Consider the following 21977-nt stretch of genomic DNA (forward strand, 5'->3'; position numbering starts at 1 on the left):
CCCACGAAGGAGAAGCGTGAGCAGCAAGAGGAAGCCGTCCCCGCCACCGGAGATCGAGGGCTTCGAGTACCGCAAGCTCATCGGCTCGGGTGGTTTCTCGGACGTGTTCCTGTACGAGCAGCAGCGGCCGCGCCGGCAGGTCGCCGTCAAGGTGCTGCTCAAGGAGTGGTCCAGCGCCACGCAGCGGGCGGCGTTCGACGCCGAGGCCGACCTCATGGCGACCCTCGGCAACCACCCCTCCATCGTCACGATGTACGAGGCGGGCGTCGCCAACGACGGCCGCCCGTTCCTGGCCATGGAGTACTGCTCGCGCCCGAACCTCGGCGCGCGCTACCGGTCCGAGCGGTTCTCGGTGGCGGAGGCGCTGCGCATCACCATCCAGATCGCGGGCGCGGTCGAGACCGCCCACCGGCTCGGCATCCTGCACCGCGACCTGAAGCCGTCGAACATCCTGGTCACGCAGTTCGGGCACCCGGCCCTGACGGACTTCGGCATCTCGTCCACGGTGGACGAGGCGTCGGCGGCCGAGGGCATGTCGATCCCGTGGTCGCCGCCCGAGTCGTTCGGCGACCCGCCGATGTCGGGTATCGCGACCGACGTGTGGGCCCTGGCCGCCACCTGCTACACGCTGCTGGCCGGGCGCACGCCGTTCGAGACGCCCGGCGGGTCCAACACGTCGGCGGACCTGGTGCGCCGCATCTCGCAGGACGAGCTGCCGCCGGTGAGCCGCAGCGACGTGCCGCCGTCGCTGGAGCGCGTGCTGCGCATCGCGATGTCGAAGCAGATCGCCTCGCGGTACCCGACCGTGCTGGCCTTCGCGCGCGAGCTGCAGAAGGTCCAGGTCGAGCTGTCGCGTGACGTGACCCCCATCGACCTGCTGGACGAGTCCGGCGCGATGCAGGAGGACGAGGCCGAGGCGGACGGCACCCGGCTGCGTCAGGTCGTCACGATCGACCCGGCCGGTGCCGCGGCCCAGGGTCCGAGCGCGTTCGGCCCCGGTGGCGGCTTCGGCCCGGGCGGGGCCGGGGGCGCACTGGGTGCGGCGGCGGGTACCGCGTACGCGCCGGCTCCCGCACGTCCGGCCCCGGCCCCGGCGCCCAGCGAGTCGGAGGACACCGTCTACCGCGGCGCGGCGGACCCGGCGACGCAGGGTACGCAGGCGATGGCGGGCGCCGTCGGGCAGCAGCCCGTGGAGGCGCCCGCCCAGGCGCCCGAGGAGGAGGGGCCGCGCCGCGGCGTGTGGGCGCTCGTCGCCGGCGTGGTCGTGGTCGCCGTGGTCGGGCTCTCGGCCTGGGCCCTGACCCGGGACACCGGTGAGCCCACCGCGGAGGAGACCGGTACGACCTCGACGTTCGTGCCGCCCGCGCCGGCCGGCGGGTACGTCCCGCCGGTCGCCGAGCTCACGGGCAAGGTGCAGGGCAAGCAGGCGGTGTTTTCGTGGACGGCGCCCCGGTCGCTGGAGGAGGGTGACACCTACGCGTACCGCGTGCTGGAGCTGACGGGCGATCCCGTCCCCCAGCCGGTGCCGGGCAACGGCACATCGGTCACGGTGCCGCTCAAGGGCGAGCAGCAGCTGTGCGTCGAGGTCATGGTGGTGCGGTCCAGCAAGGCGTCGAGCGGTCAGGACGCCTGCGTGACGCCGTAGGCGCGCACACCGGCATTTCAGGCTCCGGGCGGGATCCCGCCCGGAGGAGGACACAGGGAGGTGAGTGGATGAACGGCCTTGCGATCGAGTTCGCCGGCGAGTGGTTTCGACCGTCCGAGGAGGGCGCGCCCTTCGACATCGGGCGCGAGGGTGACCTCGCGATCGACGACAACCCGTACCTGCACCGCCGCTTCCTGCGCATCACGTACGAGGACGGCATCTGGTGGCTGTCCAACGTCGGTTCCCTCATCTCGGCGACCGTGTGCGACGCGGGGGGAGGCGTGCAGTCCTGGCTCCCGCCGGGCAACCGGCTGCCCATGGTCTTCCCGACGACGTCGATCGTGTTCACGGCCGGACCCACGACGTACGAGATCACCGCGCAGCTCGACAACGCGCCGTACCACGAGATCCGCTCGGAGGACGACGACGACTCCGGGGCCACGACGATCGGCGCGATCAGCTTCACGAAGAGCCAGAAGCAGCTCATCGTGTCCCTGGCGGAGCCCATGCTGCGCCGGGAGGGCACGGGGCTGAGCGAGATCCCGTCGTCCGCGTCCGCCGCGCGCCGGCTCGGCTGGGCGAGCACGCGGTTCAACCGCAAGCTCGACAACGTGTGCGAGAAGCTCGACCGGATCGGCGTGAAGGGCCTGCGCGGCGGTCCCGGCGCGCTCGCGACCAACCGCCGTGCGCGGCTCGTGGAGTACGCGGTGGCCTCGCGGCTGGTGACGCCGGCCGACCTGCCGCTCCTGGACGAGCCGGACGACGAGAAGGGGGCCACGGCATGACCGCACCCGAACGGACCACCGCCCAGGTCGTGGTGGCCTGGGTCATCGGTGGCGCCGCCATCACGTTCGTCGTCGTGGTCTTCGGCACGGTCCTGCTCACCGGCGCGGGGACCGGCAATTTCTTCGACCCCTACAGGGCGCTGGGTCGCGTCCTGACCACGGGGTCCACATGGCTCGCCACGCTCGGTGGCGGCGTGGTCGGCGGGGTGGTGGCCGCGATCGTGGTCGCCGTCCAGGACAAGCGGAAGTGACGGGGAGGATTCATGCGCGTCAAGGTGACGCTCGTACGTTCGGACGGTAGCCACGACGACGTCGTGGTGACCGCGGACGCCGGTGCTCGGATCGGCGAGATCGCCGACACGATCGCCCGGGTGGACCCGTCGGCGCCCGGCGCCGCGGGCCGGCCCCGCACGCTGGAGGCCCAGCTCCCGGGTCAGGACCGGCCCGTCCGGCTGCCCGCGGACGCGGCGCTCGGTGAGGCGTGGATCGGCTCGGGCGCGTTCGTCGCGTCCGTGGAGCAGGCGATGCCCGGCTTCGACTACCCGGGCTCGGACGCCGTCCGCGCGGCCGTCCGCATCGAGGGCGGCGGCACCGTCGAGCTCACGGAGGGCTCGTGGGTGCTCGGCCGTTCGCAGGAGTGCGACGTCGTCGTCGACGACCCGATGGTGTCGAAGCAGCACCTGCGCCTCGACGTGTCCGACGGCATCGAGGTCGTCGACCTCGGCTCGGCCAACGGCATCCTGGTCGACGGCGTGCACGTGCAGCGCCTGAAGATCGAGGGCTCGCAGCGGGTGGTCCTGGGTGACACGGCGGTGACCATCGAGAGCCGCCGCCCGGCCACGATCACGGGCGTGACGCCCAAGGCCGGACCGGTCTCGTTCACCCGGTCGCCGCGCGTCGAGGCGCGGTACCAGGGCGAGGAGTTCGAGTCGCCGGAGGCGCCCAAGGAGACAGATCCCACCGAGTTCCCGTTCCTGGCGCTGCTCGCCCCCGTCCTCATGGGTGGTGCCATGTTCGTCGCCACCCAGCGGCCCATGTCCCTCCTGTTCGTGCTCATGGCGCCGCTGATGATGATCGGCAACCACGTCACGCAGAAGCGGCAGAAGCGCAAGCGCCTGGAGCGCGACGTCGAGCGGTTCGACGAGAAGCTCGACTCGCTGCGCACGGTCCTCAAGGAGGAGAAGGAGACCGAGCGCAGCGTCCGCCTCCGCGAGGCTCCCGCGACGCAGCACGTGTACGTCGAGGCCATGCGGCACGGCCCGCTGCTGTGGACGCGCCGCCCCGAGCACTGGAGCTTCCTCAACGTCCGGTTCGGGCTGGGCACCATGCCGTCGCGCAACACCGTGAAGACGGGCGGCAAGGGACAGCTCATGAAGGAGTACCAGGAGGTGCTCGACAACCTCGTCGAGCAGTACGAGGACGTCGACGGCGTGCCCGTCGTCGAGAACCTGTACGACGCCGGTGCGCTCGGCTTCGCGGGACCGCCCGCGCGCGTGGTCGGCTCGCTCAACGCCGTGCTGCTGCAGCTCACCGGCCTGCACTCGCCCTCCGAGCTCGTCGTGACCAGCATCGTCAGCCCGGTGTGGACGCAGCACCTGCAGTGGCTCACCTGGATCCCGCACACGTCGTCGGCGCACAGCCCCATCGAGGGCCACCACCTCGCCGACTCCGCCTCCGGTGCACAGCGCCTGCTCGCGCAGCTCGAGGAGCTCATCTCCACCCGCCTGAAGGCGGCGCGCGGCGGCGGTCGCCGCGGCGCCATCGCCGAGGACAACGCGGCGCTGGAGCGCGGCGGCGACGTGGGCGGCAAGAACAAGACCGACACCGGCACGAAGTCCCCGGTCCCCGCGGTGGTCGTGGTCATCTCGGACGACATCGACGTGGACCGCGCCCGGCTCATCCAGCTCGCCGAGATGGGCGCCGACGCCGGCGTCTACCCGCTGTGGATCTCCGCCGAGGCAGCCGCACTGCCGGCGGCCTGCCGCACGTTCGTCGAGGTGACCCAGGAGGGCCCGCGCGTCGGCATGGTGCGTCTGGGCCGGTGGGTCGATGACATCGTGCTGGAGGAGGTGGACGGCAAGACGGCGCTCGAGTACGGCCGCCGCCTGGCCCCGGTGTTCGACGCCGGCGCCATCGTCGAGGACGCCTCCGACCTGCCGCGCTCGATCACGATGCCCGCCCTGCTGGGCCACGACCTGTTCGAGAGCGCCGACGCCGTCATGGAGCGCTGGCGCCAGAACCTGTCCGTCTACGACCGCACCGGGCACGGGGCCAAGCGCAAGCGCCCCGGCTCGCTGCGCGCCATCGTCGGGTCGGCCGGTGTGGACGCGCAGCACCTCGACCTGCGCACGCAGGGTCCGCACGCCCTGGTCGGTGGCACCACGGGTGCCGGTAAGTCGGAGTTCCTCCAGGCCTGGGTGCTCGCCATGGCCGCCGAGTACAGCCCGGACCGCGTGACGTTCCTGTTCGTGGACTACAAGGGTGGTTCGGCGTTCGCGGACTGCGTCAACCTGCCGCACTGCGTGGGCCTCGTGACCGACCTGTCGCCGCACCTGGTGCTCCGCGCCATCACGAGCCTCCGGGCCGAGCTGCACTACCGCGAGCACCTGTTCAACCGCAAGAAGGCCAAGGACCTGCTGGAGCTGGAGAAGCGGGGCGACCCGGAGACCCCGCCGGCCCTCGTCATCGTGATCGACGAGTTCGCCGCCCTGGTGGGCGACGTGCCCGAGTTCGTGGACGGCGTGGTCGACGTCGCCCAGCGTGGCCGCTCGCTCGGTATCCACCTGATCATGGCCACGCAGCGCCCGGCGGGTGTCATCAAGGACAACCTGCGTGCCAACACCAACATGCGCGTGGCCCTGCGCATGGCCGACGAGTCGGACTCCTCCGACGTCGTCGACGTGAAGGACGCCGCCTTCGTGGACCCCTCGATCCCCGGCCGTGGTCTCGTCAAGACCGGCCCCGGCCGCGTGCAGGCGTTCCAGTCCGGCTACGCCGGTGCCTGGAGTACCCGCGCCCCCGAGCGCGCCAAGGTGGAGGTCGCGCGCCTGCACTTCGGCCGCGAGGAGAAGTGGGAGGAGCCGGTCGTCGAGTCGGACGGCGCCGTGGAGGAGAAGGACCTCGGCCCCAACGACCAGCAGCGCCTGGTCGCCCGGGTGCAGGAGGCTTTCGAGCGGGGACGCCTGCCGATCCCGCGCCGCCCGTGGCTGGACTCGCTCGCCGACGTCTACGACCTCACGCGGCTCTACCAGCGCACCGACACCGAGCTGCTCATCGGCGTGGCCGACATGCCGGAGCAGCAGGCCCAGGCGCCGATGTACTTCAACCCCGACCAGGACGGCCACCTCGGTGTCTACGGCACCGGTGGTTCCGGCAAGTCGACCACGCTGCGCACGCTCGCCGCGGTCGCGGGCATCACGCCCCGCGGTGGCCCCGTGCACGTGTACGGCCTGGACTTCGCAGCCGGTGCGCTGCGGATGCTGGAGTCGCTGCCGCACGTGGGCACCATCGCGAAGGGCGACGACACCGAGCGTGTGGTCGGCCTGATGCGGATGCTGCGTGACGAGCTGCTGCGCCGTGGCGAGGCGTTCGCCTCGGTGAACGCCGCGAGCGTCACCGAGTACCGGCACGTCACCGGGCGGCAGGACGTCCCGCGCATCCTGCTGCTCGTGGACGGGTTCTCGAACTTCCGTGACGAGTACGAGGTGGGTGCGGGCCGCGCCGAGTGGTTCGAGGCCTTCCGCGACATCCTGAACGACGGCCGCGGTCTGGGCATCCACGTGGTGTTCACCGCTGACCGGTCCGGCGCCGTGCCCACATACGTGCGGTCGCTGGTGCAGCGCAACATCCTGCTCCGCATGACCGACGACGGCTACCTCGCGTTCAACGCGCCGCGCGACATCGTGACGCCGACGTCGCCGAGCGGGCGGGCCGTCGTCGACTCGCTGGAGGTGCAGGTCGCCGTGGTGGGCGGGACCAAGTCGGTGCAGGAGCAGGCGCTCGCCACCGACCGGCTCGCCGAGTCGATGCGGCGCGCCGGCGTGCGGCCCGCACCCGCGGTCAAGGTGCTGCCCACGGAGTACTCCGCGGCGGTCCTGCCGCCCGCGATCGACGGTCAGCCGGTGCTCGGCCTGGACAACATCGCGCTGGAGCCGCTGGGCTTCGAGCCGACGGGCACCCTCGTCGTGGCCGGCCCTCCGGGGTCGGGGCGCTCGAACGCCCTGGTGCACATCGCGCGGTCGGTCCAGCGGGCCAACCCCGGGGCGCGGCTGTACCTGTTCGCGCAGCAGCGGTCGCCGATCGCGGGCGAGGTCGCCTGGGCCGACGTCGCGATGGGCGTGGACAAGGTGGCCGAGATGGCCAAGGAGCTCCTGGCGGCGGTCCAGGACGAGGACACCACGCCGGGCATCGTCGTCGTCATCGAGGGGCTCAACGACTACCTCCAGACGCCGGCGGACAAGGCGATCCAGGACCTCACCAAGGCCATGAAGAAGTCGGACCACCTGCTCGTGGCCGAGGCCGAGACGGGCTCGTGGGGTGCCACGTGGCCGCTGCTGTCGGAGGTCAAGAGCGGCCGCCGGGGTCTGCTGCTGCAGCCGGAGAACCTGGACGGCGACACGATCCTCAAGACGTCGCTGCCCCGCGCCGCCAAGGGCGAGTTCCCCGTGGGGCGCGGCGCCTGGGTGGCGCGGGGCAAGAGCGTGCGCGTGCAGGTGCCGCTCGTGCTCGGGTCGGACGGCTGACCTGCGCTCGCGGGGCGGTCATGGGGAGTGCTCCCCATGGCCGCCCCGCGAGCGTGGCCGATACGGTTCTGCCCAGATACGAGACCCGACCGAGGAAGCAGGGGGTGAACGATGGCTGGCTACGATCTGTCGATCGACATGGAGCAGCTGACGGCGCTCAAGGATGACCTGAAGGCCATCACGAGCGAGCTGGAGAACGCCGACGGCAACGCCCAGGCGGCGGCCGACGCCACCGGCCACGACGAGCTGCGTGACCGCGTGAACGACTTCGCCGACAAGTGGGAGATCAAGCGCGGCGAGATGCTCGAGAACGTCAAGAAGCTGTCCGACATCATCACGCAGATCGTGGACACCTTCAAGGAGATCGACGCCGGGCTCGGCAAGGCGCTCGAAGACGCCGCGTCGAAGAAGTAGGGGGAGCGGCGATGAGCGACAGGCAGTGGGAGGAGCTCGACGGTGAACCCGGCACCGTCGAGGCGAAGGGCCGTAAGTACACGGAGCTGGCGGAGGCGATCGCGCGGTCGGTGACGACTCTGCAGCAGATCGTCGACGACACGAACACGACGGCCAAGTCGATGGACAAGACGCGCAAGCTCGCGGGCGACGTGCGTGAGGACATCGAGAAGGCGCGTCAGCGGTACTCGTACACCGGTGAGGCGCTGAGCGCCTACGGGGCGTCGCTGCGCGCGGCGAAGAACGAGGCGGACCCTGCCGCGGCCCGGCTGCGGACGCTGCGCGCCGACCTCGAGACCGCGCAGGCCACCGCGCGGAACGCCGAGAGCGGCGTGGACGACCTGCCGGACGACGCGAGCGACGCGGACAAGGCCGACGCACAGCGCGCGCAGACGAACGCGAACACCGCGGTGGCCGACCTGCAGCGCGAGATCACCAACGCCGAGGCCGAGTGGAACAGCGGGCACGGCGACAAGGACACGGCGGCGCGTTCCGCGATCTCGAAGATCGAGGAGGTCGTCAGCGGCGACAAGGTCAACGGCCTCGAGGACAGTCGCTGGGACAAGTTCAAGGACTGGGCCGCGGGTGCGCTCAAGGTCATCAAGATCATCTGCGACGTCGCGGGCATCCTGGCGATCTTCCTGTCCTGGGTGCCGATCCTCGGCCAGGTGCTCCTGGTGCTCGCCGCGATCGGGTCGATCATCGCGATCGTCGAGAACATCGTGAAGATCGCCCGCGAGGGCTTCAGCTGGGGTGCGGTCCTCGGGATCGGCCTGGGCGTGATGGGCCTCTTCGGCGGCAAGGCGATCGGCTCGTTGGCGAAGTACGCGAAGGCTCGCTCGGTGGTCCAGACCGCGGGCCGCATGAGCAACTCCGCCGCCAAGGCGAAGTTCGGCACGGCGCTGCTGAAGTCCTCGCGCAAGACGCTCGCCATGACCAAGGGCCAGCGCGTCGGCGAGGTGCTCAAGTCCCCGTTCGTGCGGTCCGCCGGCGACAAGGCCGTGGCGGGCATGTTCAAGAACGGCCTCTACAAGAACGCCTTCACGTCCTGGCGGGGCTCGCACTTCCCGCTCCCGTTCAAGGACGGCGGCGCGCGGTTCGCGGTCGGCAACGACGACGTCGTGGACATGATGAGCCACTTCGCACAGTCCGGTCTGCGGATCGACAACGTGACGAGCACGGCGCAGTCCATCGCGACCGTCGGCGCGGTCTTCCACCAGACCACCAGCCTGGCGGTCGGTGCCGGCAAGCTCGGCACCGCCATCAGCGGCGGCGACGGGTGGGGCACCTTCGGCGAGGGCAACTCCCTGGCCACCGGCGCGGCCGGCGGCGACTGGGGGAAGATCACGGGCCTGCCGGGTACGGTGGCGGGATGGTGAGCAACCGCATCGCAGGCTTCGAGCTGCGCCTCCCGGAGTCGTGGCACGTCGTCCCGACAGAGATACCGGACCAGATCGAGGACTGGGCACGGTCCACCGCCGCGGCCTTGGTCAGCGGAGCCCCGGTGCCGGAGCGCCCCGACGCGATGGTCGAGGACGTCACGGACATCCTCGCCGAGCAGCTCGCCGACGTGGCGAAGGCCGTCGTGGACACCCGGATCGGCGGCCTGCAGACCGCGGTGCTCGTGCGGCACCCTGAGATCGGTGCCGTCGACGCGATGGTGACCGTGGGGGCCACGGAGGACCTCGCGCTCGACGCCTTCGCCGCGCAGCTCCAGGCCATCGTCGAGAACTCCGAGGAGCACGACTTCGCGTTCGCGGGCCGCATCGACGGCACGTCCGACGCCGGACAGGTCACGGGTCTGCACTCGATGATCAGCCACTTCGGCGACCTCGGGATGGAGGGCACCGCGGTCCTGGAGGAACGCGTGATCCTCGGCGTCTTCCCCGCCGGGTGCGCGGACATGGTCGAGGTGACCGCGATCGCCCGCAGCGTCGGGACGTTCGACGACATGCCGCAGGAGATGATCGACCTGCTCGCGGGACTCGCCGTGGAACTGGAGGCAGCATGACGCAGGACGCGAACCACGACGTGAAGGTCCTCGGCCGCGAGGTCCGGGTCATCGTGCCCGGTACCTGGGTCAACATCCCGCTCGACAGCCCCGAGAAGGCCGGCGCGTTCATCAAGCGCCTGGTCCGTGAGCAGGTCGGGCCGGCGGACCGGCTCGCGCGCATGCGGCGTCAGGCGGTGGAGGAGATGTTCGGCACCGCGCGGGACGCGGCGTCGATCGGCGTGCACACCTACCTGATGTCGCTCGAGCTCGCGCCCGGCGTGCCGTTCCCCGCGGCCCTGCTGATGGCTGACGACGAGTGGCCCCAGGCCACTCGTCAGCTCGTGGCCGACGGCGACTTCGCGGGGGCGCTGAAGCTGGCCTACCCCGAGGGCGAGGTCGCGGTGCAGAGCAACGGCCTGCCGGCCGCCCGTATCTCCGAGATGACGCAGGGCCAGGCCGGCGAGGGGGAGGAGGCGGTCGAGGTGCTCACCATGCGCCTCGAGTACCACATGCCCCACCCGGCCGACTCGTCGAAGATGCTCTTCGTCCGGGTCAACGTTCCCGACATCCCGTCGGCCGAGCCGTTCGCCATGCTCTTCGACGAGATCGTCGACTCGATCATGTTCCTGGACGACCGCGACGCCCCGGCGGACGCGGCAGACGCGGTGGCCCCGGTGGCGACCGCGCCGGCGACGGCCTGACGCCGTCGGCGGGCCGCGCGGGCCTTGTCGGTGGGACCGCCCGGCGGATGGGGAGCGGTACCCATCGACGCGGTGCGTGCGTGGCTCTACCGTCGTGGTGGACGGATCGGCCGTGGACGGTCGTGCACCAAGATCGACATCCGAGCTGGGCAAGGGGCGCCGAGGGCGCGGTAACGATGTAGGAGAGCAGCGATGAGCGACAGGCAGTGGGAGGAGCTCGACGGTGAACCCGGCACCGTCGAGGCGAAGGGCCGCAAGTACACCGAGCTCGCCGAGGCGATCGCACGGTCGGTGACGACGCTGCAGCAGATCGTGGACGACACGAACACCACGGCGAAGTCGATGGACAAGACGCGTACGCTCGCCGGCCAGGTGCGCGAGGACATCGAGAAGGCGCGTCAGCGCTACTCCCAGACCGGCGAGGCGCTCACCAGCTACGGCGCCTCGCTGCGTGCCGCGAAGAACGAGGCCGACCCCGCCGCCCAGCGGCTGCGGACCCTCCGGGCGGACCTCGAGACCGCCCAGGCCACCGCGCAGAGCGCCGAGAACGGCGTGGACGACCTGCCCAAGGACGCGAGCGACGCGGACAAGGCCGACGCACAGCGCGCGCAGACGAACGCGAACACCGCCGTGAGTGATCTCCAGGGGCAGATCACCCAGGCGGAGTCCGAGTGGAACAGCGGGCACGGCGACAAGGACACGGCGGCGCGCACGGCCATCTCGAAGATCGAGGAGGTCGTCAGCGGCGACAAGGTCAACGGGCTCGAGGACAGCGGCTGGGACAAGTTCAAGAACGTCGTCAAGGGCGTCTACAAGGTCTTCAAGATCATCTGCGACATCGCGGGCATCCTGGCGATCTTCCTGTCCTGGGTGCCGATCCTCGGCCAGGTCCTGATGGTGCTCGCGGCGATCGGCTCGATCATCTCCATCATCGAGAACATCGTGAAGTTCGCCCGCGGCGAGATCGGGTTCGGCGCGATGCTGCTCGGCGTCGGCCTGGGCGTGATGGGCCTCTTCGGCGGCAAGGCGATCGGTTCGATCGCCAAGTACGCGAAGGCTCGCTCGGTGGTCCAGACGGCGGGCCGGATGAGCAACTCGGCGGCCAAGGCGAAGTTCGGTGCCGCGCTGCTGAAGTCCTCGCGCAAGACGTTCGCGATGACGAAGGGTCAGCGCGTCGGCGAGGTGCTCAAGTCCCCGTTCGTGCGGTCGGCCGGCGACAAGGCGGTGGCGGGCATGTTCAAGAACGGGCTGTACAAGAACGCCTTCAAGTCGTGGCAGGGCTCCAAGTTCCCGCTGCCGTACAAGGACGGCGGGGCGCGGTTCGCGCTGGGCAACGACGACGTCGTGGACATGATGAAGCACATGAGCCAGTCCGGGCTGCGGATCGACGGCGTGACCAGCGCCGCCCAGTCCATCGCGTCCGTCGGCGCCGTCTTCAACCAGGCCGCGACCCTCGGCAACAACGCCGCGAAGCTCGGCACGAGCATCGGCGGCGGCGACGGGTGGGGCGGTTTCAGCAGCGGCAACTCGCTGGCGACCAGCGGCGCCGGCGGGTCCTGGGGCAAGATCACCGGGCTGCCCGGCAACATCAACACCGCGGTGACCGGCCTGACCGACACGTTCGGCCACGACGGCTACGTGGCGGGCAAGTGGTGACCCGTCCGGCATGACGGCTACGGACGACGGGGCCGCCCCACCCTCGGTGGTGGGGCGGCCCCGTCGTCCGTCGGCGGCTCAGTCGTCGGAGCTCTGGTCGCCCGTCCGGCCGGCGGCCTTGTTCGTGCGCCGCACCATGGACAGCCCGGCCCAGACGGAGATGACCAGGATCAGCCCGATGACGGTCACCCAGCCGCCGAGCGAGACGAAGAGATCGGTCGCCGCGACGTTCAGGACCACGCCGAGCACGCAGATCACGGCGGCAGCGCCCAACGCGTACATCGACGGCCGCGCGGCCCTGTTCAGCTCGGCGTCCTGCTCGGCCTTCCGCTTGTCACTCATCGCTTGCGCTCCTGTCGGTTGGTGGCGTGCCGTGCGTGTGTCGTGCGTACCTGGTGGACCCTAGTCTGCCGGGCCGAGCGGGTGAACTTCAGAAACGCCGGACCGGTGGTCCGGCACAAGGTCCGGACGCTAGCGTGGGCGGCCGGACGACGCGATCAAGGGGGAGAAGCGATGACGGTGGCCGGAGACCGCACGAGGTCGACGAACGACGGGCAGCGGCCCGGGTCTGCGAGCCTGGCCCTGCGGCCGCTGGGCTACCTGCTGATCGGTCTGGTCTGGTCCGCGATCTGGCTGCTCGCGGTCACGCTCCTGGTGGGTTCTGTCCCGTACCTGGCGTTCGTCGACTCCGACGGTCTGGTCGAGGGCGTGGGGGACAGGATCTCGAACCCGGTCGAGGCCGTCGTGTTCGTCGGGATCCTGCTGCCGATCCTGGTGGCCGCTGTCGGCGCCGGCGGCTGGTACGTGCTGACCGCCTCCTGGCCGCTGGCCGTGCTCTCGTTCACCTACGTGCTGCGGGCGCTCAACACGTCCTACGCGGGCGAGAAGCTGTCGTACACCGCCCGGGCGGCGTGGGGCAGCACGATCGGGCCGCCCACGGTGAGCGGTGTGGCGCTGTCGCTCCAGCCCGTGCGGCCCACGCCGTTCACGGACCGCGTCATGCGCTTCTACGTCGCGGGATGGAGCCTGAACGGGCGGATGATCCTCGCGATGCTGCCGGCCGGCGCCGCCTGGGTGACCGCCGTCGGTGCGCTCGCCCCGAGCGTTCCCGAGGTGCTGCACGTCGTGTTCGGTGCGCTGACTGTGCTGCTCCTCGGCGCGTCGTGGACCCTGGGCGTCCGCGCGTTCCGCGCGAGCGTGCCCGCGGCCGGTGCCGGTGCCGGTGCCGGCATCTCGGCGATGTCCGCGGGCCGGCGCGCAGAGCGCCTGGAAGAGCTGAAGAAGCAGCGCGAACGCCGGCTCCGCAACGGCTGAACGGCTCTGGCGTGGGCTGATGGGTAGGGGTCCCCATCGACCGGTGTGTGGGGTGCCGTTACTGTCGGGGTAGTCGGATCGGCCGTGGGGGCCGGCCGGGATCTGAAGAAGGGGTAATTTCATGGCGAACATGAACGTGACCTACGAGGAGCTTCGGGGCACCGCTGGTCAGCTGCGTAACGGGCAGACCGCGATCATGGACCAGCTGACGAACCTGTCGTCGCAGGTGAACAACCTGGTGGCCTCCGGTTTCCAGACGGACCAGGCCTCGGGCAAGTTCCAGCAGTCGTACGAGGAGTTCACGACGGGCGCGAAGCAGGCCATCGAGGGTATCGAGGGCATGGCGTCGTTCCTGGAGCAGGCTGCCACGACGCTGCAGGACGCGGACTCGCAGCTGGCCTCGGGCATCTGAGACCCGCGCAGGGCGCGTGCGGGGGCGGTTCCGGACCAGGTCCGGAACCGCCCCCGCCGCTGTTTCGCCGCTGTGTCCGCAGCAATATTCGTGGCGGTCGTGCCGGGCGTGGGGTAATTTCGCCCGGGGCCGGCGATCCGGCCCCCGGTACGGGCCGGCACGGTGTTCCGCCGGCCTCGTCCCCGCTCCGGGCTGATGGGTGCTGATGGGTAGGGGTCCCCATCGACCGGTGTGTGGGGTGCCGTTACTGTCGGGGTAGTCGGATCGGCCGTGGGGGCCGGCCGGGATCTGAAGAAGGGGTAATTTCATGGCGAACATGAACGTGACCTACGAGGAGCTTCGGGGCACCGCTGGTCAGCTGCGTAACGGGCAGACCGCGATCATGGACCAGCTGACGAACCTGTCGTCGCAGGTGAACAACCTGGTGGCCTCCGGTTTCCAGACGGACCAGGCCTCGGGCAAGTTCCAGCAGTCGTACGAGGAGTTCACGACGGGCGCGAAGCAGGCCATCGAGGGTATCGAGGGCATGGCGTCGTTCCTGGAGCAGGCTGCCACGACGCTGCAGGACGCGGACTCGCAGCTGGCCTCGGGCATCTGAGACCCGCGCCGCGCACCGCGGCGTGCGAATGCCCTCTCCCGACGACGGGGGAGGGCATTCCTGCGTCTCCGCCGGTTCTTCTCCACAACCCCCGCACGTCCAGCCCGCGAGAGCCCGTGAGGTGCGCCTAACCCGGTCGGTAGAATCGTGGACGGCCTTCGCTTCCCTCCTGACCTCTCGACCGGAAGGCGCCCCTTCGTGAGCACCACCCGACCCCTGCGCGTCGCCGTCGTCGGCGCCGGCCCTGCCGGCATCTACGCGAGCGACATCCTGTCCAAGACCGACCTCGACGTGAGCATCGACCTGTTCGAGCGCCTCCCCGCGCCGTTCGGTCTGGTGCGGTACGGCGTGGCCCCGGACCACCCGCGCATCAAGCAGATCATCGTCGCGCTCCACAAGGTGCTGAGCCGCGGAGACATCCGCCTGCTGGCCAACGTGGACTACGGCGTGGACGTGAAGCTCGAGGACCTGCGGCAGTTCTACGACGCCGTGATCTTCTCCACCGGTTCCATCAAGGACGCCGAGCTGGACATCCCCGGCATCGACCTCGACGGCTCCTACGGTGCCGCGGACTTCGTGTCCTGGTACGACGGTCACCCCGACGTGCCGCGCACCTGGCCCCTGGAGGCCGAGCAGGTCGCCGTGATCGGCGCCGGCAACGTGGCCCTCGACGTCGCCCGCATCCTTGCCAAGCACGCGGACGACCTGCTGCCCACCGAGATCCCGGCCAACGTGCACGAGATCCTGAAGGCCTCCCCGGTCACGGACGTGCACGTGTTCGCTCGCCGCGGCCCGGCGCAGGTCAAGTTCTCGCCCCTGGAGCTGCGCGAGCTGGGCCACGTGCCCGACGTCGACATCGTCGTGTACCCGGAGGACTTCGACTTCGACGAGGGCTCCGAGGCGGCGATCAACTCGTCCAACCAGACCAAGCAGGTCGTCAAGACCCTGGTGGACTGGACGCTCAAGGACCCGGCGCAGAACACGGCGTCGCGCCGTCTGCACCTGCACTTCCTGCACGCGCCGGCCGAGGTGCTCGGCGAGAACGGCAAGGTGGTCGGGTTCCGCACCGAGCGCACCGCGCTGCAGGGCGACGGCACCGTCAAGGGCACCGGCGAGTTCACCGACTGGCCGGTCCAGGCCGTCTACCGCGCCGTGGGCTACTTCGGCTCGTCCCTGCCGGAGATCCCGTACGACGACGTCAAGGGCGTCATCACCAACCGCGAGGGCCGCGTCGTCGACATCGACGGCAACCAGGTGCCTGGCGTGTACGCGACCGGCTGGATCAAGCGCGGCCCGGTGGGCCTCATCGGCCACACGAAGTCGGACGCGTCGGAGACCATCCGGCACCTCGTCGAGGACGTCACGGGCGTGGCCGACGGCGAGGCGCCCGGCGACCTCGACGGCGGCCGCACCGCGCCGCAGGGCTCGCCGGACGCCGTCACCGAGTTCCTCGCCGCCAAGGGCGTGGAGTACATCGAGTGGTCCGGCTGGGAGCTGCTGGACGCGCACGAGCGGGCGCTCGGCGAGGCCGAGGGCCGCGAGCGGATCAAGGTCGTCCCGCGCGAGGACATGGTCACGATCAGCCGCACCCGCTGACGGCTGCCGCCCAGCCACCGCCCAGGGAAAGTGCCCGGAGGACCCAGGTCCTCCGGGCACTATCGTCTGTCAGGGGTGGTGCACCCGGCGGGAACCCACCGGGCGGGCCACGCGTTCTGGGGGTGGAAAGGAGTGCGATGCACAAGCACTACAACGGGCTGAAGACCGCCGCGCTGTTCGGTGGGATGTGGGCCGTGATCCTCGGGCTCTGGGCCCTCTTCGGGCGGACGTCCGGCACCCTGTGGATCTTTGTGCTCGTCGGGCTGGTGACCACCGCCTACGGCTACTGGAACTCCGACAAGCTGGCGATCCGGGCGATGCACGCCTACCCGGTCACCGAGCTGCAGGCTCCGGAGATGCACCGGATCGTGCGCGAGCTGTCGACGGCGGCGCGCCAGCCGATGCCCCGGCTCTACATCTCGCCCACGAAGGCGCCCAACGCGTTCGCCACGGGCCGCAACCCGCAGAACGCCGCCGTCTGCTGCACGGAGGGCATCCTGCAGCTCCTGGACGAGCGGGAGCTGCGTGGGGTGCTGGGCCATGAGCTGATGCACGTCTACAACCGTGACATCCTCACGTCGTCGGTCGCCTCCGCGCTGGCCGGCGTGATCACGGCGCTGGCACAGTTCCTGCTGTTCTTCGGCGGCGGCGACCGCCGCGAGGGCGGCAACCCGCTCGCCGCCATCGCGATGGCGGTCCTCGCCCCGATCGCGGCGATGCTCATCCAGATGGCCATCTCCCGGACCCGGGAGTACGACGCCGACGAGGACGGGGCGCGGCTCACCGGCGACCCCCTCGCCCTGGCCTCGGCGCTGCGCAAGCTGGAGTCGGGTACGCAGCGTGCGCCGCTGCCGCAGGACCGCGACCTGACCAACGTGTCGCACCTGATGATCGCCAACCCGTTCCGGGGTGCCGGCATCGGCCGCCTGTTCGCGACCCACCCGCCGATGCCGGACCGCATCCGCCGGCTGGAGGCCATGGCGGGCGGTCCCTCGGGCGGCTACGGCATCGGCGGCCCGACGTCGGGCCCGGACTGGGGTACGCCGCCCGGCATGCTCTGACGCCGCCCCCGCACCGGCCGCCCGGACGCCCCGACGTCACCCGCGCAAAGCGTTCGTCGCGGTCCGTGGGGGCGGCTACGGTGAGCAGATCCCGACCGGACGTGCAGGGGCGTCCGGGTGTCACGCAGAAGGAGCACCACACCATGGCCGACTCGTCGTTCGACATCGTCAGCAAGGTCGACCGCCAGGAGGTCGACAACGCGCTGAACCAGGCGGCGAAGGAGATCTCGCAGCGGTACGACTTCAAGAACGTCGGAGCCTCGATCGCCTGGAGCGGCGAGAGCATCGTGCTCGTCGCCAACTCCTCCGAGCGCGTGCTCGCGGCCCTCGACGTCTTCGAGACCAAGCTGGTCAAGCGCGGCATCTCACTCAAGGCCCTCGAGGTCGGCGACCGCGAGCCGAAGGCCTCGGGCAAGGAGTACCGCCTCGCGGCGACCCTCAAGGAGGGCCTGGCGGGCGAGTCCGCGAAGAAGGTCACCAAGATCATCCGCGAGGAGGGTCCGAAGGGCGTCAAGACCCAGATCACGGGGGACGAGGTCCGGGTGACCAGCAAGTCGCGCGACCAGCTCCAGGAGGTGCAGGCCCTGCTCAAGAGCTCGGACCTGGACTTCGCGCTCCAGTTCGTCAACTACCGGTAGGACCGCACCAGAGCGCGACCCCGCCTGGTCGGCGTCGACGGCACACGAGGCTCCCGCACGGATCGGACGGATCCGCACGGGAGCCTCGCTCGTCCGGCCAGAGGAGTGCTCCCCGTGCTCTGGGGTCGCCGGGTGCCCCCGCTCCTTGCCGTTCCGGTGTCTACGGCTGTTCAGGCGACGGGGACCGGCTCCGCCGCCCGCTCCGGCTCCACCGGCGCCGCGTGGGCCAGGGAGAGCCCCTCGCCGCGGCGCCGGAACAGCAGCGCCGAGAGCACCGCGCCCAGGGCGAAGAACCCGGCGCCCCACCAGTACGCGGTGGAGTAGCTGGTGATCGCTGCCTGGACGCCGACGGCCTCGGTCACGGGTGCGTGGGCCGCCAGGTAGTCGGCCGCGGCGGTGGCGGCGAGGGTGTTCAGCAGCGCCGTCCCGATCGAGCCGCCGACCTGCTGGCTCGTGTTCACCATGGCCGACGCGACGCCGGCGAACTGCCGGTCCACGCCGAGCGTGGCGGTCTGCATCGAGGCGGGCATGATCGTGCCCATCGCGAAGCCGATGATCATCAGGGCCGGCAGCACGTGCGTGGCGTAGGTGCTCGACGCGTCCAGGAAGGTGAGGTCGACCATCCCCGCCGCGCCCAGGGTCATGCCGATCGGCACCAGGAGCTTGGGGCCGAACCGGGGTACGAGCAGGTTGGTGCCGAGCTGCGCCGCGACCACGAGCATCCCGATCATCGGCAGGAAGGCCAGGCCGGTCTGGATGGGTGAGTACCCGAGCGTGAGCTGCAGGTAGTAGGTCACGAAGAGGAAGATGCCGAACATCCCGGCCCCCGCGATGAGCACCGACAGGTAGGCGGCGCCACGGTTGCGGTCGAGCACGATCGACAGCGGCAGGAGGGGGTGCGTCGCCCGCGTCTGCCAGGCGACGAACGCGGCCAGGAGCACGGCGGACGCCGCCAGCATGCCCCAGGTCAGGGGTGCGTCCCAGCCGCCGGTCTCGGCGTTGGAGAAGCCGTACACGAGGCCGAAGAGGGCGCCCGACACGAGCACGGTGCCGGGCACGTCCAGCTGGGGCCGCGGGCCCGTGCGCTCGATGCGCGGGATGAACGTGAGCGCCCCGAACAGGGCGACCGCCGCGATGGGCACGTTGACGTAGAGGTTCCAGCGCCAGTCGAGCGACTCGGTGAGCACGCCACCGAGGAGCAGGCCGACGGCGCCGCCCGCCCCGGCGATGGCGCCGAAGACGCCGAAGGCCCGCGCACGTTCCCGCGGCACGGTGAACGTGGTGGTCAGGACGGCGAGCGCGGTGGGTGCCAGGAGGGCACCGAACACGCCCTGGAGGGCGCGGGCGGCGACGAGGAGCTCGAACGAGGCAGCGGCCCCGCCCAGGGCGGAGGCCCCGGCGAAGCCGACGAGGCCGACGACGAAGGTGCGCTTGCGGCCGATGAGGTCGGACAGCCGGCCGCCCAGCAGCAGGAGGCTCGCGAAGGCGAGCGAGTACGCGGTGATGACCCACTGCCGCTGGCCGTCGGAGAAGTCGAGGTCGGCCTGGGCGGAGGGAAGTGCGATGTTCACGACCGTCGCGTCGAGCACGACCATGAGCTGGGCGAGCCCGACCACGACGAGCGTGATCCAGCGACGGCTGTCCGTCGCGGGTGCTGAAGTCTGGGACATGCGCAACAGCATATACGGAACTATGGAGTTCCGGATACCGTTGGTTCAGTATTAACCCGCGGGTAAGGTCTGAGGGAGCAGAGAGGAGGACGACGGCGATGACGCATGTCGACGAGGCCGAGGCGAAGCCGCGGCTCGGACGCAAGAGGGACCACACCCGCGATCCCGAGATCCTGGAGGCCGCGCTCGACGTCCTGGCGGAGACGGGCTACGACGGCATGACCATCGACATGGTCGCGACGCGGGCCAAGGCCGGGAAGGCGACCCTCTACCGCCGGTGGTCCTCCAAGTCCGAGCTGGTCCTCGACGCCGTCGCGTGCATGAAGGGCCGCGACCTCGACCACGCGTCGCTGCCGGACACCGGCACGCTGCGCGGGGACCTCGTCGCCATGATCAAGCCGCCGACCATCCGGGACAGCGAGCGCAAGCTCAAGGTGATGGCGGGCATCGCCTCGATGATCGCCCGCAGCCCCGACCTCGCCGACGCCGCGCAGCAGGCACTCGTCGAGCCCCGCGCGTCCATCAACCGGACCTTCTTCCGGCGAGCCATCGACCGCGGCGAGATCCCCGCGGACGCCGACGTCGAGCGGCTCTGCACGATCGGCCCGGCCCTGGTCGCCTACCGCGTGCTCATGCTGGGCAGGCCCGTCGACCGCGAGTTCCTGCTCTGGACCATCGACGGGGTCGTGCTGCCGGCCGCGGGCGCGCGCCCCGCCGCCTGACCCGGCGAACCGGCCGGGTACCCGGCCGGCGAGGACCCGCGCGCCGCGCCGGATAGGGTGTGGTGTGCATCGCCAGGAAGCAGGTCGGGGAGCAGCTCAGGGAGTCAGCATGGACGTCAGCCCGGCCCGGCTGCCCCGGGTGGTCGCCACCGACCTGGACGGCACGCTCCTGCGCAGCGACGGCAAGGTCTCCGACCGTACCCGCCAGGTGCTCGCCGACCTCGACGCGGCCGGCGTCGAGGTCGTCTTCGTGACCGCCCGCCCGCCCCGCTGGCTGAACCACCTCGCCGACGCCGTCGGCGGCCACGGCCGCGTCATCTGCATCGGCGGCGCGTGCGTCCTCGACCTCGCCTCGGGCGAGACCCTCGACACCTGCGGTTTCGACGACGACGCCGTGCGCGCCGTCGTCGGCGGTATCCGCACCGCGTTGCCGCACGCCGCGCTGGCGGTCGAGCGCCCCGACGGCGTCGCGTTCGACCCGCGCTACCCGAAGCGCGAGCCCGCGCTGGACCCTGAGCTCTGGGCGGTCCCGGTCGAGGAGACGCTCGGTGCGACCGGCGCTCGCGGCCCGGTGGCCAAGATCCTGGCGCTCGACCCCGCCTACGTCCCGCCGCCCGGCGTCTTCGCGGACCCGCCGGAGGAGATCCGGCTGGCGCAGGAGTCGTTCTTCACGGCGGTGCGGGCAGCAGTGGGGGAGCACGCGCACCTGGCGTACTCGGGCGCCGTCGGCCTGGCTGAGCTCATGCCGCCCGGCGTCGACAAGGCCGCCGCGCTGGCGCGCTGGTGCGCGCGGCTCGGCGTCGACGCCGCGGACGTGTGGGCCTTCGGCGACATGCCCAACGACCTGCCGATGCTCACCTGGGCGGGCCGTGGCATCGCTGTCGCCAACGCCCACGCGGAGGTGCTCGCGCGCGCGGACGCCGTCGTCGGCCACCACGACGACGACGGCGTGGCCGAGCACCTGGCCGGCCTGCTGCAGGTCTCGCCGGGCCGGCGCGGCCCGGCCCGTGCTGACGTTCGTTCAGCAGGCCCTGCAACGCCGTAACCCGGCGAGTTACGGCCCCCCACGGCCTGCTGAACGTTACTCAGCCGGTGCCCGGTGTGCGGCGCCGTCCTGCAGGAGCGGGCTCAGGTGGGGGGTGGCCAGGGCGCGGGTCGCCTGGTGGGCACCGGCGCGCAGGCACTCGGCGGTGCCCGCGCCCGTCAGGTGCGCCGCGAAGAACCCGGCGAAGAACGCGTCGCCCGCACCGTTGGTGTCCACCACCTCCGTGGGCTCGGCCGCGCACTCGAACCAGCCCTCGGCGGTCAGTGCCACGGCCCCGCGCGCGCCGAGCGTGCACACCACGGTGCGCGCACCGCGGTCCAGCAGCGACGTCATGAGCGCGCGGTGGTCGTCGGTGCCGTCGTCGTTGAGGAAGATCTGCGCGCAGGCGTCGGCGAACGGGCGGTGGAACGCGGACGTGCCGTCGTAGTCGTGCAGGTCCGTCCAGAGCGTCGCACCGCTCGCGGCCGCGGCGGGCAGCAGGCTCTGCCCCACGGCGCTCAGGTCCAGCACCACGTGCTCGGCCCCGGCCACGCGCTCGACGGCCACCGGGTCCGGCGCGGGCGACGCACCCGGCACGGCGAGGTAGATCGACAGGCGCTCACCGGCGTCGGTCATGAGGTTGAGGTGCTGTTCCGACGGTCCGTCGACCCGGCGGGCCAGCACCTCGGCGCCCGGGGCATGCTCCAGCGCCTCCAGGACCAGGTCGGCCTCCGGGTCGGTACCCACGTCGGTCACGAGGCTGACGGGTACCCCCAGGTCGGCGAGGTGCAGGGTCTTGCCGGCACTGGTGCCGCCGAGCGTGCGCACGGACCCGCGGGCGAACACGGTGTGCGGCCGTGGGTCGGGGAGCCGGTCGAGCCGGACCATCGTGTTCCACGTCGCGGGGCCGGCCACCACGGTGCGAGGGCTGTTCATGCGCTCACTCTGCCACCCACCGGGAACCCGC

20 protein-coding genes are annotated in these 21977 nt (G+C 71.2%); 17 read left to right on the forward strand and 3 right to left on the reverse strand.

What is annotated here, in order from left to right; genetic code table 11:
- Positions 1-16: 16 nt before the first annotated feature.
- The 9 genes from ACIBBF_RS25000 (at position 17) to ACIBBF_RS25040 (ending at position 11975) form a co-directional block, all read left to right on the forward strand.
- Positions 17-1645: a serine/threonine-protein kinase gene (locus tag ACIBBF_RS25000; RefSeq protein ID WP_397418872.1), complete on the forward strand. Its 1629-nt coding sequence runs from the start codon at positions 17-19 to the stop codon at positions 1643-1645.
- Positions 1646-1713: 68 nt separating this feature from the next.
- Complete coding sequence (locus ACIBBF_RS25005) at positions 1714-2430, forward strand: hypothetical protein (RefSeq protein ID WP_397418874.1); 717 nt, start codon at positions 1714-1716, stop codon at positions 2428-2430.
- Positions 2427-2681 carry a hypothetical protein gene (locus tag ACIBBF_RS25010; protein ID WP_397418876.1) on the forward strand — a complete coding sequence of 85 codons (255 nt, stop codon included), beginning with the start codon at positions 2427-2429 and terminating at the stop codon, positions 2679-2681. Before ACIBBF_RS25005 ends, ACIBBF_RS25010 begins: the two co-directional genes overlap by 4 nt.
- A gap of 12 nt (positions 2682-2693) precedes the next feature.
- Positions 2694-7172: an FtsK/SpoIIIE domain-containing protein gene (locus ACIBBF_RS25015; RefSeq protein WP_397418878.1), complete on the forward strand. Its 4479-nt coding sequence runs from the start codon at positions 2694-2696 to the stop codon at positions 7170-7172.
- A 111-nt stretch (positions 7173-7283) separates the two neighbouring features.
- Positions 7284-7586 carry a hypothetical protein gene (locus ACIBBF_RS25020; protein ID WP_119140008.1) on the forward strand — a complete coding sequence of 101 codons (303 nt, stop codon included), beginning with the start codon at positions 7284-7286 and terminating at the stop codon, positions 7584-7586.
- 11 nt (positions 7587-7597) lie between these two features.
- Positions 7598-9004, forward strand: a complete 1407-nt coding sequence (locus ACIBBF_RS25025; RefSeq protein ID WP_397418880.1) for a hypothetical protein — start codon at positions 7598-7600, stop codon at positions 9002-9004.
- On the forward strand, positions 8998-9636 hold the full coding sequence (locus ACIBBF_RS25030; protein WP_397418882.1) for a hypothetical protein: 639 nt from the start codon (positions 8998-9000) through the stop codon (positions 9634-9636). Before ACIBBF_RS25025 ends, ACIBBF_RS25030 begins: the two co-directional genes overlap by 7 nt.
- Complete coding sequence (locus ACIBBF_RS25035; RefSeq protein ID WP_397418884.1) at positions 9633-10319, forward strand: hypothetical protein; 687 nt, start codon at positions 9633-9635, stop codon at positions 10317-10319. The genes ACIBBF_RS25030 and ACIBBF_RS25035 overlap by 4 nt, the downstream gene beginning before the upstream one ends.
- A 192-nt stretch (positions 10320-10511) precedes the next feature.
- Entirely contained in the window at positions 10512-11975 is a 1464-nt protein-coding gene (locus ACIBBF_RS25040; RefSeq protein ID WP_397418886.1) for a hypothetical protein, read from the forward strand.
- 78 nt (positions 11976-12053) lie between these two features.
- On the opposite strand, the gene ACIBBF_RS25045 is transcribed toward ACIBBF_RS25040, so the two are convergent.
- Positions 12054-12317, reverse strand: a complete 264-nt coding sequence (locus ACIBBF_RS25045; RefSeq protein WP_397418888.1) for a hypothetical protein — start codon at positions 12315-12317, stop codon at positions 12054-12056.
- A gap of 171 nt (positions 12318-12488) precedes the next feature.
- Here ACIBBF_RS25045 and ACIBBF_RS25050 point away from each other — a divergent pair, with 171 nt between their 5' ends.
- The 6 genes from ACIBBF_RS25050 to ACIBBF_RS25075 all read left to right on the forward strand — a co-directional run bounded on the left by ACIBBF_RS25050 (position 12489) and on the right by ACIBBF_RS25075 (position 17594).
- Complete coding sequence (locus tag ACIBBF_RS25050; RefSeq protein ID WP_397418890.1) at positions 12489-13289, forward strand: hypothetical protein; 801 nt, start codon at positions 12489-12491, stop codon at positions 13287-13289.
- A gap of 121 nt (positions 13290-13410) precedes the next feature.
- Positions 13411-13701 (forward strand): WXG100 family type VII secretion target, encoded by a 291-nt coding sequence (locus tag ACIBBF_RS25055; RefSeq protein WP_397418892.1) that lies wholly within the window; start codon positions 13411-13413, stop codon positions 13699-13701.
- Positions 13702-14008: 307 nt separating this feature from the next.
- Positions 14009-14299: a WXG100 family type VII secretion target gene (locus tag ACIBBF_RS25060; RefSeq protein ID WP_397418892.1), complete on the forward strand. Its 291-nt coding sequence runs from the start codon at positions 14009-14011 to the stop codon at positions 14297-14299.
- A 198-nt stretch (positions 14300-14497) separates the two neighbouring features.
- Positions 14498-15895 carry an FAD-dependent oxidoreductase gene (locus ACIBBF_RS25065; protein WP_397418894.1) on the forward strand — a complete coding sequence of 466 codons (1398 nt, stop codon included), beginning with the start codon at positions 14498-14500 and terminating at the stop codon, positions 15893-15895.
- 137 nt (positions 15896-16032) lie between these two features.
- A complete protein-coding gene (gene htpX, locus ACIBBF_RS25070) occupies positions 16033-16956 on the forward strand; it encodes a zinc metalloprotease HtpX (protein WP_397418896.1) in 924 nt (307 codons plus the stop codon).
- Between the two features lie 143 nt (positions 16957-17099).
- A complete protein-coding gene (locus tag ACIBBF_RS25075; RefSeq protein ID WP_397418928.1) occupies positions 17100-17594 on the forward strand; it encodes a YajQ family cyclic di-GMP-binding protein in 495 nt (164 codons plus the stop codon).
- 170 nt (positions 17595-17764) lie between these two features.
- Here the strand turns inward: ACIBBF_RS25075 and ACIBBF_RS25080 are convergent, their stop codons facing one another.
- The gene (locus tag ACIBBF_RS25080) at positions 17765-19264 is read right to left on the reverse strand and encodes an MFS transporter (protein WP_397418898.1); all 1500 of its coding nucleotides are present in this window, start codon (positions 19262-19264) and stop codon (positions 17765-17767) included.
- 98 nt (positions 19265-19362) lie between these two features.
- Between ACIBBF_RS25080 and ACIBBF_RS25085 the strand changes: the two genes are divergently transcribed.
- Together ACIBBF_RS25085 and ACIBBF_RS25090 are read left to right on the forward strand one after the other, a co-directional pair.
- Positions 19363-19986: a TetR/AcrR family transcriptional regulator gene (locus ACIBBF_RS25085; RefSeq protein ID WP_397418900.1), complete on the forward strand. Its 624-nt coding sequence runs from the start codon at positions 19363-19365 to the stop codon at positions 19984-19986.
- A 109-nt stretch (positions 19987-20095) separates the two neighbouring features.
- Positions 20096-21031, forward strand: a complete 936-nt coding sequence (locus ACIBBF_RS25090; protein ID WP_397418902.1) for an HAD family hydrolase — start codon at positions 20096-20098, stop codon at positions 21029-21031.
- A gap of 36 nt (positions 21032-21067) precedes the next feature.
- Here the strand turns inward: ACIBBF_RS25090 and ACIBBF_RS25095 are convergent, their stop codons facing one another.
- Positions 21068-21946: a carbohydrate kinase family protein gene (locus ACIBBF_RS25095; RefSeq protein ID WP_397418904.1), complete on the reverse strand. Its 879-nt coding sequence runs from the start codon at positions 21944-21946 to the stop codon at positions 21068-21070.
- Positions 21947-21977: the final 31 nt, after the last annotated feature.

The organism is Promicromonospora sp. NPDC050880, assembly GCF_044456525.1.
In the GTDB taxonomy this organism is placed as follows: Bacteria; Actinomycetota; Actinomycetes; order Actinomycetales; family Cellulomonadaceae; genus Promicromonospora.